This window comes from Iodobacter violaceini (genome assembly GCF_011601265.1).
Taxonomy (GTDB): Bacteria; Pseudomonadota; Gammaproteobacteria; order Burkholderiales; family Chitinibacteraceae; genus Iodobacter; species Iodobacter violaceini.
The window spans coordinates 1-15,965 of the sequence record NZ_JAAOLX010000011.1; the positions used below are offsets into that span (position 1 = coordinate 1).

Consider the following 15,965-nt stretch of genomic DNA (forward strand, 5'->3'; position numbering starts at 1 on the left):
TTGCCAGACACCCTAAGCCGTAACAAGACCCCCGTACTCGAAAGAGGCGGGGGTTTTGCTTTGCGCGGAAGAAATGGAGCAGCAACTGGCAGTGGGGTTGCTTGTTGGGTTGCGCGATAAAGCTGCTGACCCAACTTGTGCGATCTCAACCTCGCACGCAGAACTGTTATTCAATCTGCAAAAATTGTGCCCCTATATCATCAGCGGTTTATTCACCCGTGTTTGCTAGGCTGAGTGCCAGCTCGTTTTGGGCTGTGGGTGTAAATGGGTGCAAGTGTGCCAGAAACTGCTGACTGGCTGCAGCCCATGAGAATTTTTCTGCGTGCTTGCGTACTTCTTCGCGGCTTAATTTTAAAGAGTCTAAGCAGGCTTTTTGCAAATCAGCATTAAGTGCGCCAGGACCATCTGCGCCAATGACATCAATCGGGCCGGTGACTGGATAAGCGGCTACGGGGCAGCCGCAGGCCATTGCTTCGAGCAGAACCAAGCCGAAAGTATCTGTTTTTGATGGGAAAACAAAAGAATCGGCTGCGTTATAAACTTTGGCAAGCTCTTCCTGGCTAAGTACACCCAGCCAGTTGATATCGGGATATTTGGCGCGCAATTGTGCCGCTGCAGGGCCATCTCCGCATACCCACTTAGAGCCGGGTAAATCGAGCTCTAAAAATGCTTCTATGTTTTTTTCTACGGCTACACGGCCTACATAGACAAAAATAGGGTGGCGGGTTTGCAGGCGTTCTCTGTCGCCCGGGCTGAATATTTTGAGATCGACGCCGCGAGACCACATAACTACCTTTTTGAAACCACGGGCTTCTAAGTCTTTTACCACAACGTGAGTAGGGGCCATGACGGCTTCTGCTGCATTATGAAAGCGGGCCAGCCAGGCGTAAGTCCATGAAAGAGGAATGCCAATGCGCAGCTGTACATACTCCGGAAAACGCGAGTGATAGGCGGTGGTAAAGGGGAGCTTGTTGCGGATGCAGTAGCGGCGTGCAGACAGCCCTAAAGGGCCTTCTGTAGCGATATGGATAGCGTCCGGTTTGAATGTTTTGATGCGCTGAGCAATCTTTCTGCCAGGAAACAGGGATAGCTGAATTTCCGGGTAGGTAGGGCAGGGAATGGTTTTGAATTCGAGAGGGGAGAGCACGTCAACGATGTGACCAAGATGCTCCAACTCTTGCCGGGTTTGCTTGAGGGTGCGAACCACGCCGTTTACTTGAGGTTCCCATGCATCAGTCACAATCAAAATATTCATGCTGTCATTCCTTCGAAAAGGGGTGAATTAGGTGCGTACAGGTTGATAAGTTCTGTTTGCTGCTCATGAAAGAATTTTTGCCAGGTAAGGATGCGCAATTCACCTGTTGGTAATTCAACGAGGGCGGTCAGGCTTTCTACCCAGTCGCCATCATTACAGTAGAGCACGCCATCAATTTCGCGCATTTCTGCTTTATGGATATGCCCGCAAATGACGCCATCCAGGCCGAGAGCTTTGGCTTCTGCTGCAACTGCCGTTTCAAAATTGGATACAAAACTCACTGCTGATTTCACTTTATGTTTCAGAAACTGTGACAGAGACCAATAGCCCAGGCCAAACCTTGCACGGGCACGGTTAAACCAATGGTTTAGTTTCAATGTAATGGTATAGAGGCGGTCACCGACAATTGCCAACCATTTTGCGCATTGCACAACGCCATCAAAGCGATCGCCATGCAGTACCAGAAAGCGTTTACCATTGGCCATGGTATGGATGACTTCATCTTCGATGATGATTTCCCCAAACATCAGCCCTAAAAACTGCCTTGCACCTTCATCATGGTTGCCAGGGATATACGTTACCCTGGTGCCTTTGCGGGCTTTTCTGAGAATTTTCTGGATAACGTCATTGTGGCTTTGCTGCCAGAACCATGAGCGTTTTAAGGCCCAGCCATCGATAATGTCGCCAACCAAATAAAGATGATCGGCATCACAATGCTTGAGAAAGTCGAGTAAATAAGCAGTCTGGCAGCCTGATGTACCAAGATGGAGGTCAGAGATCCAAATGCTGCGAAACTTGAGAGTGCTCTCCGGCATACTTGTAGGCTCTGGGAGGGGATTGTTAAATCATGCCGGTTGTTTGTGACAGATCAGTGATAGGGATGTTTGGCAGTAATTAGTGATTACTTTCCACCACAAGGAGATTAAATATTGGAAAAAAATCGCCCTGATTCACCATGTATTGCCGTTTGTTCAACCGCGCTTGGGGATGAAATTTGCCGTGGATGTGGCCGTAGCGTCGTCGAGGTATCGACGTGGGTCATGATGAGTGATGAGGATAAAAATAAAATATGGGCGCGTTTGGAAGAGCAATGGCGACAAGGCGGCAAGGTTGCGCCCTGGCTTAGGGAAGGGTGATACATTTCTGTGCAGGAGGGAGCCCGGCGACTCTGAATTCCCTCCTGCTAAGAGAAAAGTTGCGGCTTAGAAGCGTCGCTCCCAAACGCCAAATTCAACACCGTTTTCTATCACTAAAGCGCGCCATGCATAGTGGGGCTCAAGCTGTGCCTTAAGCTGGGAGAATGCTGCCGGCCCGCGGGTTTGATCAAAGCGGCTCCACACGATATAACGAATGTTCTGGCTGTTGAGCCATGCTTCTGCATTGGGAAGAGATGCATGATAAAAGGCACGGATCTTGCCTGCTTCCGCCTGAATAAAGGGCGCCTGATTACGCCACAGGCTTTCATGATCTGGCCAGCCCAGTGCCGCAGGATGGCCGCTGTGCAGGGCAAAGGCACTTGCCGGTGTGTAAGAGCCTGCATCTAGCCCTTCCAGGACCACACCTTTTTCTGCCGTACGCAGGTGATTCAAAATTGCTCTGTGGGCGAAGTCATTTTTTAACCAGCCATCCCCTGCAAATTGGCCTGCACTGGTTTTGGGGTGGTAGCGCCAGTATTGAGCCTGAGGCAGAGCATAGGCGCAGATGGCGATAAGGGGGATTGCAGCCAGATATTGTTGCCAGCGCTTAGGGCTGCTGAGGGTGATTGATCCCAGTAGTATGAGCGCAGCAGGGTAAAGCCAGGACCACCATTTTAAGGTTGAGTTGAAACGGTTATAGGCGCCTGAGAGCGGATCGTCGATAAACACGAACTCCATCAGCGCCAGCAATAATAAAACGCCTGCTCCGCTCCAGAAGGCCAGCTGGTTTTTGCTTCCCTGACTAAGTGCTAAAACAGCCAGCAACAGTACAGGCCACCAGATGGCCAGGCCCTGGCGCAATGGGGTGTGATCCTCTGCTGCAACTAAGGCAAAGCCAGCAGATAAGGCATTGGGCGCGTAGCTATTGATAAAGGGGTAGAGTAAACCCTGAGCGCAGACGGCCCCGGCGATTAAATATTTTAGGTAATAAGGTTGCCGGCCTGCCCGCCGATAGACGCACCATCCCAAGACCAGCAAGCCCTGCAAGGGCAGATTCCAGGCATTTACCGCAAGCAATAGTGGCACACTTGCGCCTAAAGCAAAGGCGAGTGGCTTTGCTTTAGCTTCATTTTCTAAACGGATGATCAGAGCGAGCGCAAAAAAGAGCAGGGCAAAGCCTGCGAGGGGAGGGTGTAAATCACCGAGGTAGATGTAATAAGACAGCGTTTCCAGAGGTAATTCTCTCGCTGTGACCCCTTCTGTTTTGGGAAAGAGTGCCTGGCCTGCTGCAGTATTGATCTGCTGATCATAGAGCCCCGCAAACCGGGTATTCGCCCACAGCTGGGTAATGGCGGCCTGATCATTGCTTGCTGGCTCAAAAAGCACAGGGAGAAGTGGGGCGACACCTGTGCCACCCACTAAGAGCGCGGCGATGAGCAAGCCTTTTTTCCAACGTTCTGCAATAAAGTGGCTGGTGATGCTCCAGGCCAGGCTGATGGTCAGTGCGATCGTCAGGCAAAACCCAAAGTTCATCGCCCGCCCTGCATCCAGAGCCAATACACGCCCCATTAAGGCGGTGGCGTAGTGCAAAAAGCCGTAGTAAATATCGAACCGGTAAGCGGGTAGCCAGACATCCACCGGGGGCAGCTTTGTGCCACTGATATAGTTAGATACAAAAGCCAGATCAGTAAGGTGCTCGGATTGGCCATCAATATCGGGGAAGACAAAGCGCCAGGCAAATACATAGGCAAAGGGCAGCCAGAATGGCAGCTCATCCCGCCAGCCCCCCGTTTTCCAGTGCTTAAACAAGAGTGGAACACTGAGTAAAGTGCTGATTGGCCAGATCCAGCTTAAGCGCCCAAGACCAATGAAGTGCTCAATAAAGAAGAACCCCGTCAGCAGAGTAAGCGTTCCGGCGGCTCTTGCAAGCTGTGCATCTGCAAAGTAGTTACTAAAGAGGCGGCCAAGAGCGGCTAAGTTCACCAGTAAAATAGCGGCAGTCAGCATCAGGTAAATCAAATGCATCGCTTGCTTCCTTATCAGTCATTTCTGACAGATTGTACATAAGTGCAAGCTTAAAATGATTTAATGCTTAGGAATGGTCTGTTTTTGCTGACAAATCATTCACTGTATTGCTAGGTTGCAGTTAAGCTAAGTGAGTACTGGGTCGCTATAAAGATGAAAAGGGGAAAAAGGCGGCTTGCCAACAGGGCTTGATTCCCGTCCAATTCACATTAAACAGATTATTAGGGGCACTATCTCTGCCAGAGACAGGTCAACCGGAAACATCAAATTAAAAATGCTTAGAGGATCTGCAGTGCAACCGCCTGAGAAGGATGTGGTGCTTTAAGCACTCTGTAATAAATTGAACAAAGAGTACTGAATGGAAAAAATACTGAAATCGATGCAGGCCGCTACGGTGGATCACGCTTTCGGGCTGCTTTGCCAGCTGATAGCTGCATTGCGCCCCGCTAAAGCTGAAAACACCACTCAGGCTGTTAATAATATTCAGGCCTTGTGCTATTTGCTGGAACAGCATATTGAATTGCGCACGGCTTTACGCCGCCATTTACTGCATTTGCTTTCAACAACAAAGCAGGTTCATCTTTATACCGATACCGGCATTCTTTCAAATGAAAGTCTTTATGATGCACTGGTGCGGCGAATTGGCCATAGCCTGCTGCCACCGACGGTTAATTTATCCTCATTAAAAGATTTATTTGGTGCTGCGTTTAATCACCATGATGATTACGTTTGGTTTGGCAATGTGCCGCACGAGGTGTGGCAGGATTTAGGCAATGCATTGCATTTTCATGATGAAACAGACAGAGACAGTATTAATCTGACTTTAGTGCAAATGCTCGAAGCGATTCAGGTTTTATCCTGCCGTGTTTCAGCAATAGGGCTTGAGCCTGAAATTGTAAAAAATCATCCGGATATCGAACGTTTTGAATCGCCTTTTGTGCGGCAAAATGTAGAAACACTGGCCTGGATTGAGCGTTACCGGCAAGATTTAATTCATGATGGCAAGCCTAGTGAAGATGATTTGCAAATCCGTGTATTGCTGGCTCAATGCGAAGAAGTTATTGCCAAAGTACGCAAAAATGCGGCTAAGCAGGGTGTGTCAGTGAGCTTAACATATTTGCTTATCCGCTTACGCCAGCATATTGATCGTTTGAAAACTTTACTGACTCTGGCTAATCCTGATCCATCGCCAGAAAAATCAACAACTTTACTGAATACCCTGCATGCTTTTGTAACTGCAGAAAATCGCAAATATAGTTTAAAAGACCTTTTTGCAGAAAATACCGAATTACTGGCTTTGCAGGTCACAGAGCATGCCAGCCATACCGGCGAGCACTACATCGCTGAAACCCGTCGTGATTGGGTAGGAATGTTTAAATCGGCGGCCGGGGCGGGGATTATTGTTGGCTTTATGGCCATGCTGAAAATTCTGATTACCAAAGCACATCTGCCTTTATTGCTGGAAGCAATTGCATTTAGTTTGAATTATGCATTTGGGTTTATGTTTATTCATATCATGCACTTTACTGTGGCAACCAAGCAGCCCGCAATGACGGCCGCTAAAATTGCAGCATCAATTCATTCTTCTGCAAAGCAAAAAGACAGCCTGGGCGAATTGGTTGAGCTGATTGTTAAAGTCTTCAGAACACAGTTTGTGGCTATTGCGGGCAATGTTTTACTGGCCATGCCCGTGGCATTATTGATTGGTATGGCCTGGCAATGGCAATTAGGCGAGGCTTTTGTAAATACTGATAAAGCGAATCATTTGCTGCAGGATTTAAGCCCAATTGCCAGCCTGGCTATTTTTCATGCCGCTATAGCAGGTGTGTGTTTGTTTATGTCGGGGCTGATTTCTGGTTATTACGACAATAAAGCGATTTATAACGAAATACCTGAGCGAATTGCTGCATTGCCCTGGTTAAACCGCTGGCTTGGAGCTGCCAGAACACAAAGAATAGCAAATTATATTGAGCATAATTTAGGCGCTCTGGCTGGTAATTTTTATTTTGGGATTATGCTGGGGTCAATAGGTACAATTGGTGCATTGCTGGGCTTACCAATTGATATCCGGCATATTACTTTTTCATCGGCGAATTTTTCTTTTGCTTTAGTTGCGCAAAATTTCCAGATGGACTGGTATGTCGTGGTGATCTCGCTGCTGGGCGTGGTGCTGATTGGAATGACTAATCTTGTGATGAGCTTTACTTTAGCGCTTTGGGTTGCACTGCGTTCACGCAAGCTGTCTTTTGGTCAGACCCGGCCATTATTAGGCCAGCTTATGCGCCGTTTTTTGAAACGGCCGGCAGATTTTTTTATCCCAACAAAAGATGTAGTATCGGGCGAAACAAATGGGCATTGATTTAATTCTTGATGATTTGGCAGAACATGGCTTTACGATTGTTCCACAATTTTTAGACAGCAACGAAGTGCAAATTCTGGCTTCGGCAATGCAGGAGCGGCGGGATTTATTTCACAAGGCAGGGATAGGCAGAAAAGAAGGCCATATCGTGCAGGAGCAAATCAGGGGCGATAATATTTGCTGGATTGATGCTAATGATCCGATTGCGGCCAGGGCATTAAGCCAGCTGGATGAATTAAAGCAAAGCCTGAATGCAGCATTGTATTTGGGATTGGATGAGCTGGAATGCCATTTTGCTGCTTATCCGGTGGGCAGTTTTTATGCGCGCCATCTGGATCAGCACCGGGGTGAAGACAGCCGGGTTGTAACGGTTGTTTTATATCTTAATCCGGAATGGACAGAACAGGACGGCGGAGAATTACGTTTATATTTAGATGAGCACCGCCATTTGGATATCCTACCTCAGGGCGGCAAGCTGGTGATTTTTTTATCTAATCGTTTTGAGCATGAAGTATTAATTAGCCAGCGGGAGCGTTTATCTTTAACCGGATGGTTTCGCCGCAGATCTATGTGATTCAGCACATAGCGGTGCCAGGGTGTAAACTTTACAATTGCCGTGGATAAACTTATATCAGTGCTGCCGTAAAGGATGCTGTATCGATGCAAAATAACACTTTTCATTCCTTTATTACTTGGGAGTGATATATGAATTTATGCCGATGTCTTTGTGTTTTGATATTGCTATTAAGCAGCTCATCTTCGTGGGCGATTTCGGTTTTGTTTGTTAATCCAGGCAAAGAAAGTGAAACATTTTGGGTCAGCGTGAGCCAGGCGATGGCTGCAGCGGCTAAAAATCTGGGTATGGAGCTGAGAGTTGTTTATGCGGAGCGCGATCATTTGCGCATGCCTTCTTTGCTGCAGCAAACACTGGATCAGGGCCCGAAACCGGATTATTTAATTGTGGTTAATGAAAGGCAAATGGCGCCGCCTTTACTGGCCATTGCCGAGCGGGCACGCATCCCAGTTTTGCTGGCGCTGAATGATTTAACGCCAGATCAGGTTAAGCAATTTGGTACTCCCCGTACACATTTTAAATATTGGATAGGAAGCTTATTCCCTGATAATCAGCAGGCTGGTTATTTAACAGGTAAAGCATTATTAACCCGGCTGGTGCAGACTAAAAAACCTGCAGCCAACGGGCAATATCAATTACTGGCAATTGCAGGTGATAAGTCCACTCCTGCGTCACAGGATCGTGTACTGGGTTTACAGAGGGCGCTCAAAGAGTTTCCCAATGTGGAATTAAAGCAAATTGTTTATGGCAATTGGGGCCGCGGGCTTGCTGCTGAGCAAATGAATGTGCTGCGTGACCGCTACCCTGATGTTGCGGCTGTCTGGTGCGCTAATGATTTGATGGCTTTTGGTGTGATTGCAAGTTTAGAGCAAAGAAAAAGCCGCAATAAAGAAGTCTTAGTTTCTGCAATTAATTATTCCAATGATGCCATTTCAATGATTAAAAATGGTCGTTTAACCGCTTTATCGGCGGGGCATTTTATGGTGGGGGCATGGAGCATGGTGCTGCTGTATGATTATGCCCATGGTCAGGATTTTAGTGGTCAGCAGGGCGCACAAATGCAATTGCCTTTATTGGGTTTAGTGAGCGCATCGAAAGCTAATTTATTTATGGATCGGTTTAGCGAAGAAGGCGTGCAAAAGATTAATTTTGCCCGTTACAGCAAAGTACTGAATCCCAAAGTAAAGCAGTATGATTTTTCTTTAGAGTCCTTATTACAATGAGCGCACGTAAGCATTTCCAGCCAATAGCACAGCGGCTAAGTAAAATTTTATATCGCATTGGCTTTTTGCTGATGCTGGTGATTGTGATGGTGTATGCGGTGCTTAGTTATTTTGATGTGGCTGAGAATTTGCATGCTCAGCTGGTCAGCCTGGTCCAGGAGCACCGGCCCCGTTTGAGTGCTGCACTGTGGGATATTGATCCCATTGGCATTACCGAAGAGATTGATACCCTTTCTGCAGTAAGCAGTGTGGCTGGCCTTGTTCTGACAACACCCAGTGGTGCCCGTTACTTAAGGGGTGACACTAATGAGACCGCTAAGGAATTAAGCTATACCGTTGAATTAATGCATAAAAGCAGCGTGATTCCTGTGGGAAGCCTGACTTTAATCAGCGATCGCTATGAAATCTGGAAGCAGGTTGCATATCGTGTTTTTCCTTTTGCGCTTGCGCAATTACTTTTTGTAACCGGGCTGCTTTTTGCTTTACAACTTTTCTTGCGAAAAGTGGTATTACGGCGCCTGGATGCCTTGACCATTCATACTCATCTTTTGCGGCCCGATCATTTAGATACCGCTCCCCCTCCGCCTTTATTTGAAAGCCCGGTTCGTGATGAATTAGATAATCTGCTGCAAGGTTTTGCTAATTTACAAAATAATTTATTACATCAGCAGCAGCAGCGTGGCCAGCTGATCCATGCTCTGGCGGAAAGCCGTGATCAGTTAGAAGTTGAAGTGGCCCAGCGTACGGATGAATCATTTTATTTATCCGGGTTTTTACAGTTGTTATCTAAAGATGCAGCTCGTTATTTGAGTATGCCTTTAGATGGTGCCAAAATTGGATTAGAGCAAACATTAAAAGAAACAGGGCAATTGATGGGGCTTGATGCCTTGATTGCTATTCATTTTGCCGATGACAGCCAAAAAGGCGATATCTGTTTTTGGGATAAAGATGATAAAAAAATTCGTACTGATTTTAATTTAGGCAAACGCAGCTTATTTCAGTTAAGCAAGAAAAATCTTGATTCGTTGTCTGCTTTTGTAATGGGCATCGGTGGTGATTTACCTGATGAGAGCGATGAGGCTGCGTTATGCCGTGATTTGCATTTAACGCAATTAGCAGTGCTGCCGCTTGATTTTAATGGCGAGCGTTTAGGGCTTTTATTTGCGGGTGTATCTGACCAGGATCGTGTGTGTTCCGAGCTGGAAATGCGTTTACTGCCTCTCGTGGCGGGCCTCTGCTCCAATGTATTAGCGCATCGCCGTCAGCAATTATCTTTGAAAGAAGCAAAGAATGCTTTGCTGGCCGCCAATACCCAATTAGAACGTTTAACCCGCCATGATGCTTTAACCGGAATTGCAAACCGGCGCGTTTTTGATGAGCGGCTTGAGCAAGAAATGGCGAATGCCATCCGGGATCAGCAACCCTTATTATTAATCGTTCTGGATGTCGATTCATTTAAGCAATATAACGATAGCTTTGGCCGCCATGAGGGCGATATCGCTTTGCAGAAAGTGGCAGCAGTTTTAGCTAAATTTGCGGAACGTACGGGTGATTGCGCAGCGCGGATTGAGGGCAATGAGTTTGTGCTTTTATTGCCCAATACCGATTTGCATGTGGGCAAATTGCTGGCTGAACGTATTCGCCTTGCGATGATAAAGCTTGGGCTGGTGCAGGAAGACGGCTCAGCCCTGACGATCAGCCAGGGCCTTGCCGTTTATTCAGGGGCAGAAGAAATCAGCGCTGCTAACTTCTTACGCATGGTGGATAAGGCTCTTTATCGTGCCAAACGCAGTGGTAATCAGGTGCAGGTGCTTGAATCGATCAGCGACCAAGGCGCTGGCAAACGGTAGAAACTGCGCCGGCTGCATTAAGGGTATAAAAATGCAGCCCCGGCGCACCACCGGCTAATACCCGGTCAGACAGCTCGGTGACAAAATCTAAACCAAAGGCGCGGATCGATGCCGTGTCGTCGCCAAAGGCTTGCAGCCGCAGCCTCAGCCAGCGGGGAATTTCTGCTCCGCACATATCAGAAAAACGCGCCAACTGGCTGAAGTTTTGGATAGGCATAATGCCCGGCACGATAGGAATGGTTACGCCGCGTGCATTCACTTCATCCACAAAACGGAAATAAGCATCCGCATTAAAAAAGTATTGGGTAATGGCCGAATCAGCACCAGCGCGCACTTTATTTACGAAATTGCGAATATCGGCTTCGGCGCTTTGGGCTTGCGGGTGAAACTCCGGATAGGCAGCCACTTCAATATGAAACCAATCGCCAAATTCATCACGTAAAAAACTTACCAATTCATTTGCGTAACGAAACTCGCCAAAATCCCCCATCCCCGAAGGAATATCGCCACGCAAAGCCACAATATGGCGAATGCCGTGGTCTTTATAGTTTTGCACAATCTTGCGGATGCTTTCTTTGGACGAGCCCACACAGGATAGGTGTGGCGCAGCCGCATGGCCTTCGGATTGAATATCCAGCACGGCGTTCAGTGTGCCTTCCTGCGTTGTGCCGCCAGCACCAAAGGTGACTGAGAAAAACTCGGGCTTAAATTGTGCCAACTGCCGGCGAGTGGTGCGTAGTTTTTCTGCGCCTTCTGGCGTTCTCGGAGGGAAAAATTCAAAGCTGATCGGGGAGGGCGTCATTATTTTTTATCCTGGGCGCTAATCGTTTCATCTTAACATTGGCGGTGTATGCATTGCATGCAGGCTTTTCATTAAAAACATGAAAGAAATTAATGTTTTTGCAGTGTAAAAGCTGCGTTATATAGATGACGTTGGGTGAGGTTTCAAGAACTATTTTTTTGAATTCAAAGGCTTAGCTGCTTGCTTACTTGTTGTATGCTGACGCCGTGCTTATAACTGCTTCACAGAAAGTAGTGGGCACTTTCAATATACTTAATAAGGATGGAGTTATGACTAAAAAGACTAGCACTACCCGTGTTGCCATGCTAATTGCCTCGCTGATGCTGAGTATTTCAGCCTTCGCTCTGGATAACTGGCAAGAAGGGAATACCTATAGCAGCGGCACTCAGGTGGTTTACGCAGGTAAAACATATCAGGCCTTGGTAACGCACACTGCCTACGTGGGGGCCAACTGGAATCCTGCGGCAACACCAGCCTTGTGGAAAGAAATTGCAGGCACGCCAACGCCAACGCCAACGCCAACGCCAACGCCAACGCCAACGCCAACGCCAACGCCAACGCCAACGCCAACGCCAACGCCAACGCCAACGCCAACGCCAACGCCAACACCAACACCAACACCAACACCAACACCAACACCAACACCAACACCAACACCAACACCAGGAACGCTGCCCAAGCATGCATTAGTGGGCTACTGGCATAACTTTACCAATCCGGCTGGCGATACTTTCCCGCTGGCTCAGGTCAGTGATGACTGGAATGTGGTGGTGGTCGCTTTTGCAGATAATGCCGGCAGCGGCAATGTGGCGTTTAATCTGGATAAGAATGCTGGTGGTGAGGCGAAATTTATTGCCGATGTGGCGGCGCTGAAGGCCAAGGGCAAGAAAGTGGTGTTGTCTTTAGGCGGGCAGGATGGCTCGATCACATTAAACAGCGCCTCCGATGTCAGCCACTTTGTGGATAGCCTCTACGCCATCATTACTAAATATGGCTTTGACGGGATTGATCTGGATTTGGAGAGTGGCAGCGGAGTTTCGATTGGTGCGCCGATTATTAATAATCTGATTACCGGCGTGAAGCAGCTTAAAGCTAAGGTGGGCCCGGGCTTTTACCTGTCGATGGCTCCCGAGCATCCTTATGTGCAGGGAGGGTACATTTCCTATGGCAGCATTTGGGGCGCTTACCTGCCGATTATTGATGGCTTGCGGGATGAGCTGACGGTGCTGCATGTGCAGTATTACAATAATGGTGGCTTTACCTCGCCATATTCCACCGCCACGCTCAATGAAGGCACGGTAGATGCGCTGGTGGCGGGCAGTATGATGCTGATTGAAGGCTTCTCTGTCAGCTATGGCACGGGCTGGACTTTCAAAGGCTTGCGCCCGGATCAGGTGGCTTTTGGTGTGCCGTCGGGGCCGCAATCAGCAGGGCGCGGTTTTGTTACCGCAAAAGTGGTGGCCGATTCGCTGACTTGCCTGACTAAGCTGCAAAATTGCGGCAGCATTAAACCTGCCAAAGCATATCCCGATTACCGTGGGGTAATGACATGGTCGGTTAACTGGGATAAGCACGACGGGTATAACTTCTCTAAACCTGCAGCCGCTGCATTAAAAACACTGCCTTAGTATTTGCAGGCAGTGTGTTTCAGCTAAGTGAGTGATGGGGCCGGGTCAGGCATCAAGCCGCAGACCCGGCCTTGCTTACAACGCTTGGCAAGGTATGCTTATCAGGCGCAATAATCCGCTGTTTTTCTTTCACTCACAAAATGATTACCATCGCCTTGCAGCTTCACAATGCGCTGATCACGCTTGATTTCCCAATCATCCACCGGGTAGGTTTTGGCCCATGCGCACATCAGCTGCTGGTCTTGTCTGGATAGTTTGAGCTGGTAGCGCTCGTACATATAAAAATGAATGCGGGCAATCCGGCCCCGCACTTCTTCCCGTGGCTGGGCTTTTTTGTTTTTGAAATCAACAATTGTCTTGCACTGGCCATACATAGGCTCGGGATTGCGGGTCCATGCGCTATAGGCAAAGTTGCTGCGGTCGCCGTTGACTTCGCCCACAGACGGCACCAGGTTCACCAGATTGCCTTCGGCGCTTTTAAATTGCGGATCGTTATCACTGCAGTTTTTGCGCCCGCCGTTTTGCCAGCATTGACGCTGATGGCCTAATACCCAGGCCGGGACCACGTGCTCCCACTCCAAACGCGAAGCGCGTGTTTCGCTTTTTCTGGGGGTGTAGCCGCAGCTGGCCAAATCCATTTCTTTGCCCTTATAGGCGCAGCCACAGTAGAAATCGCTTTCCATGCCGCGAAATACATCGGGCAAGACTTGTTTGGCGCGGTTGAAATCCCGCTGGCCCGTGGCGGTGCGGCCAGTGACTAATTCAACCGGCTCGTTCGGGGATGGATTGGATTCGGTCTCATTTTTTTGATTAAGCGCTTTATCAATTGCTATTTCACCCAGTTTGGCCAGTGTTTTGGCCTCCTGGCTATGGGCTATTTTCTCAATTTGAGCCATGCTGCTATCGTCACAAGCGCTTAAACTACAAATCAGAATAATTATGGCAATTGCATAAAGACTGTGTTTTTTATTCGACGACATTGCTTGGGCTTATTCCTGTGCGGATGATTGGGCGATTGGCAAATAAACACAGAGGCGTACAGCCTCTGGCAAATGCGGTGCATTTTATGAGATGAAATCCATGGTGTAATGCTTTTACAGGAAGTAAAAGCGGCTTAATAGGTGATTATTTCTTAATTAATTGAATTGATTACATATTTTTATGTCCGCACGCGGATAAATCGCTCTTTAAACAAGAAGCCCTGCACCATATCAACATCCAGCTGGCGGGCGATTTCCAGCTGTTCGATGGTTTCTATTCCTTCTAATACGGTGCGTTTGCCGGTGTCTTTGGCGTAGCGAATCAGGTTTTCTAAGGCCGTACGATGATTTGCCTGATCCAGCTCATTAAACCAGCTTCGGTCAAACTTTAAGCAATCTACGGTAATTAATATGGGCAGCGAAAGCATGGAGTGCGGCGAGCCAATATCGTCCAATGCCAGTTGGATATTCTTTTCATGAAATGCTTTTGCCATATTTGCGCTTTGGCGTGCATCAGAAATATTACTGTTTTCTATGATCTCCAGCACGATATGGGTGCGGCAATGGATCAGCTCCAGCAGGGGATTGATTTCACCGGCTATTTCGGTCACTGCATAGGCATCAGGATCAAGATTTAAAAACAATTCACCGCTGGGGGCATTTTCTAATTGCAATTGCTTCATTTGATATTCCACCTGAAACAAGGTCAGTGGACTTTCATGCAGCGCATTAAAAAAATGATCAGTACGAAGCAGCTGTTCATCTGCCCGATAAAACCGGGCAAGCGCTTCATGGGCAATTGTCTCTAAATTATGTGTATGAATTAATGGTTGATATTCAACGCCAAATCGTTGCTGTTGAATTACATCAAGCAAGAGGATTGGGGATAATTTAGGCATTGATTGTTAAAGGCGAGAATAATTTTCATATCTTATAATGACTATGGAGCTGGCGAATAAGAAAATATTGTCTTTGTTTGTAATCAACACACAGAGATAACCCTGCCTCAGGCAAATAGGGGAGTCAGTAAGGGGGCAATCAGTACCATCACTACGCCTGAAACCATCATGGTGATACAGGCGACTACGCCTTCTTCATTACCAATTTCCCGCGCCTTGGCGGTGCCCACCGCATGGGCGGCTGCGCCAAATAAAGCACCGCGTGCCAGTCTGGAGCGCAGTGGTAGCAGCACCAGCATCAGCTCGCCAAACAGCATGCCCATTAAGCCGGTAATCACCACAAATAAGGCCGTCAGCTCGTGTGATCCGCCCCAGGTATCAGATACGGCCAGGGCAAAAGGTGTGGAGATGGATCTGGGTAACAGGCTGCGGGTAAGCTCTGGCGATAAATGAAATAGTTTTGCCAGCAGAACGCAGCTCAGCAACGCGGTAAAGCAGCCAGCAATGACGCCTGCAGATAAAGCCAGCCAGTGTTTGACCATCAGGGTGCGGTATTCATAGAGGGGCACCGCAAAAGCCACCGTGGCAGGGCCAAGCAGCCATAAGAGCCAGCGGGTATCAGAATAATAAGTTTCGTAAGGGGTATGTGTCAGCAGCATAAACGCCACCAGCAGTACCGGTGTTAACACCAGTGGTGCCAGCCACCAGCGTTGATGGCGCGCATATAAAAACTTAGCCAGTGCGTATGCACCAATGGTCAGTACCAGACAAATAAAGGCAAGTGCAGAGACAGACAGAGTCATGATGCCGATCGCTTTTTGGCTTTTGCCAAACGCAGCTGATGTTCAATTTTAAAAAAACGGTCTACCACTAAGGCGGTCACGCACATCACCAGCGCCGTACCTAAGAAAATCACCACCAATAACTGCCAGCCTTCACTGATAAAGAGTGCTTTGTATTTCACCATGGCAACCACTGCAGGCACAAAAAACAGCAGCATTTCGGCTAATAGCCACTGAGCGCCATCTTTAACCCAGTTAAGCGGTACTCCTGAAAGCAGGAGTGCAAAGACAATACCCAGCCCTAATACGCCGCCAGGTACAGGTAAGCCGGTACGTCGCACAAACCAGTCGGATGCCAGCCAAATGGCAATCAAGAGGCCAATTTGGGCGAGCACACGGAAAAAGGAAAACAGCTTGTCAGACACCACTTCAACTCCTTGTCATAAGCCTTG

At 48.1% G+C, this 15,965-nt stretch carries 14 protein-coding genes; 6 read left to right on the forward strand and 8 right to left on the reverse strand.

Annotated features, from left to right (window positions below; translation table 11 throughout):
* Nucleotides 1-208: 208 nt before the first annotated feature.
* On the reverse strand, nt 209-1,255 hold the full coding sequence (locus HA050_RS17900) for a glycosyltransferase family 4 protein (protein WP_166829233.1): 1,047 nt from the start codon (nt 1,253-1,255) through the stop codon (nt 209-211).
* On the reverse strand, nt 1,252-2,070 hold the full coding sequence (locus HA050_RS17905; protein ID WP_166829236.1) for a UDP-2,3-diacylglucosamine diphosphatase: 819 nt from the start codon (nt 2,068-2,070) through the stop codon (nt 1,252-1,254). The genes HA050_RS17900 and HA050_RS17905 overlap by 4 nt, the downstream gene beginning before the upstream one ends.
* A 114-nt stretch (nt 2,071-2,184) precedes the next feature.
* Here HA050_RS17905 and HA050_RS17910 point away from each other — a divergent pair, with 114 nt between their 5' ends.
* Nucleotides 2,185-2,391 (forward strand): DUF1289 domain-containing protein, encoded by a 207-nt coding sequence (locus HA050_RS17910; protein WP_205836497.1) that lies wholly within the window; start codon nt 2,185-2,187, stop codon nt 2,389-2,391.
* A gap of 66 nt (nt 2,392-2,457) precedes the next feature.
* Here the strand turns inward: HA050_RS17910 and HA050_RS17915 are convergent, their stop codons facing one another.
* Nucleotides 2,458-4,416 carry a DUF2298 domain-containing protein gene (locus HA050_RS17915; protein WP_166829239.1) on the reverse strand — a complete coding sequence of 653 codons (1,959 nt, stop codon included), beginning with the start codon at nt 4,414-4,416 and terminating at the stop codon, nt 2,458-2,460.
* Nucleotides 4,417-4,774: 358 nt separating this feature from the next.
* On the opposite strand from HA050_RS17915, the gene HA050_RS17920 reads away from it, so the two are divergent.
* The 4 genes from HA050_RS17920 (at nt 4,775) to HA050_RS17935 (ending at nt 10,422) form a co-directional block, all read left to right on the forward strand.
* Nucleotides 4,775-6,775: a site-specific recombinase gene (locus tag HA050_RS17920; protein WP_166829242.1), complete on the forward strand. Its 2,001-nt coding sequence runs from the start codon at nt 4,775-4,777 to the stop codon at nt 6,773-6,775.
* A complete protein-coding gene (locus HA050_RS17925) occupies nt 6,765-7,349 on the forward strand; it encodes a 2OG-Fe(II) oxygenase (RefSeq protein WP_166829245.1) in 585 nt (194 codons plus the stop codon). The genes HA050_RS17920 and HA050_RS17925 overlap by 11 nt, the downstream gene beginning before the upstream one ends.
* A 131-nt stretch (nt 7,350-7,480) precedes the next feature.
* Nucleotides 7,481-8,572: an ABC transporter substrate-binding protein gene (locus HA050_RS17930; RefSeq protein WP_166829248.1), complete on the forward strand. Its 1,092-nt coding sequence runs from the start codon at nt 7,481-7,483 to the stop codon at nt 8,570-8,572.
* Nucleotides 8,569-10,422 carry a GGDEF domain-containing protein gene (locus HA050_RS17935; RefSeq protein ID WP_166829251.1) on the forward strand — a complete coding sequence of 618 codons (1,854 nt, stop codon included), beginning with the start codon at nt 8,569-8,571 and terminating at the stop codon, nt 10,420-10,422. The genes HA050_RS17930 and HA050_RS17935 overlap by 4 nt, the downstream gene beginning before the upstream one ends.
* Here HA050_RS17935 and metF read toward each other — a convergent pair.
* Nucleotides 10,394-11,224 (reverse strand): methylenetetrahydrofolate reductase [NAD(P)H], encoded by an 831-nt coding sequence (gene metF, locus HA050_RS17940; protein ID WP_166829254.1) that lies wholly within the window; start codon nt 11,222-11,224, stop codon nt 10,394-10,396. The genes HA050_RS17935 and metF overlap by 29 nt on opposite strands.
* Before the next feature lie 269 nt (nt 11,225-11,493).
* On the opposite strand from metF, the gene HA050_RS17945 reads away from it, so the two are divergent.
* The gene (locus HA050_RS17945) at nt 11,494-12,852 is read left to right on the forward strand and encodes a glycosyl hydrolase family 18 protein (RefSeq protein ID WP_205836498.1); all 1,359 of its coding nucleotides are present in this window, start codon (nt 11,494-11,496) and stop codon (nt 12,850-12,852) included.
* A 101-nt stretch (nt 12,853-12,953) separates the two neighbouring features.
* Here the strand turns inward: HA050_RS17945 and HA050_RS17950 are convergent, their stop codons facing one another.
* The 4 genes from HA050_RS17950 to HA050_RS17965 form a co-directional block, all read right to left on the reverse strand.
* Nucleotides 12,954-13,748, reverse strand: a complete 795-nt coding sequence (locus tag HA050_RS17950; RefSeq protein ID WP_166829257.1) for an endonuclease — start codon at nt 13,746-13,748, stop codon at nt 12,954-12,956.
* Between the two features lie 263 nt (nt 13,749-14,011).
* A complete protein-coding gene (locus tag HA050_RS17955; protein WP_166829259.1) occupies nt 14,012-14,731 on the reverse strand; it encodes an EAL domain-containing protein in 720 nt (239 codons plus the stop codon).
* Nucleotides 14,732-14,838: 107 nt separating this feature from the next.
* Entirely contained in the window at nt 14,839-15,534 is a 696-nt protein-coding gene (locus tag HA050_RS17960) for an LrgB family protein (protein WP_166829262.1), read from the reverse strand.
* Nucleotides 15,531-15,938: a CidA/LrgA family protein gene (locus HA050_RS17965; RefSeq protein WP_166829265.1), complete on the reverse strand. Its 408-nt coding sequence runs from the start codon at nt 15,936-15,938 to the stop codon at nt 15,531-15,533. Before HA050_RS17965 ends, HA050_RS17960 begins: the two co-directional genes overlap by 4 nt.
* Between the last annotated feature and the right edge of the window lie 27 nt (nt 15,939-15,965).

Excerpts from the sequence above, each read along its gene's own strand:
- HA050_RS17900 (WP_166829233.1), bottom strand. The coding sequence starts at position 1,255 with ATGAATATTTTGATTGTGACTGATGCATGGGAACCTCAAGTAAACGGC.
- HA050_RS17905 (WP_166829236.1), bottom strand. The coding sequence starts at position 2,070 with ATGCCGGAGAGCACTCTCAAGTTTCGCAGCATTTGGATCTCTGACCTC.
- HA050_RS17915 (WP_166829239.1), bottom strand. The coding sequence starts at position 4,416 with ATGCATTTGATTTACCTGATGCTGACTGCCGCTATTTTACTGGTGAAC.
- HA050_RS17920 (WP_166829242.1), top strand. The coding sequence starts at position 4,775 with ATGGAAAAAATACTGAAATCGATGCAGGCCGCTACGGTGGATCACGCT.
- HA050_RS17925 (WP_166829245.1), top strand. The coding sequence starts at position 6,765 with ATGGGCATTGATTTAATTCTTGATGATTTGGCAGAACATGGCTTTACG.
- HA050_RS17930 (WP_166829248.1), top strand. The coding sequence starts at position 7,481 with ATGAATTTATGCCGATGTCTTTGTGTTTTGATATTGCTATTAAGCAGC.
- HA050_RS17935 (WP_166829251.1), top strand. The coding sequence starts at position 8,569 with ATGAGCGCACGTAAGCATTTCCAGCCAATAGCACAGCGGCTAAGTAAA.
- metF (WP_166829254.1), bottom strand. The coding sequence starts at position 11,224 with ATGACGCCCTCCCCGATCAGCTTTGAATTTTTCCCTCCGAGAACGCCA.
- HA050_RS17945 (WP_205836498.1), top strand. The coding sequence starts at position 11,494 with ATGACTAAAAAGACTAGCACTACCCGTGTTGCCATGCTAATTGCCTCG.
- HA050_RS17950 (WP_166829257.1), bottom strand. The coding sequence starts at position 13,748 with ATGGCTCAAATTGAGAAAATAGCCCATAGCCAGGAGGCCAAAACACTG.
- HA050_RS17955 (WP_166829259.1), bottom strand. The coding sequence starts at position 14,731 with ATGCCTAAATTATCCCCAATCCTCTTGCTTGATGTAATTCAACAGCAA.
- HA050_RS17960 (WP_166829262.1), bottom strand. The coding sequence starts at position 15,534 with ATGACTCTGTCTGTCTCTGCACTTGCCTTTATTTGTCTGGTACTGACC.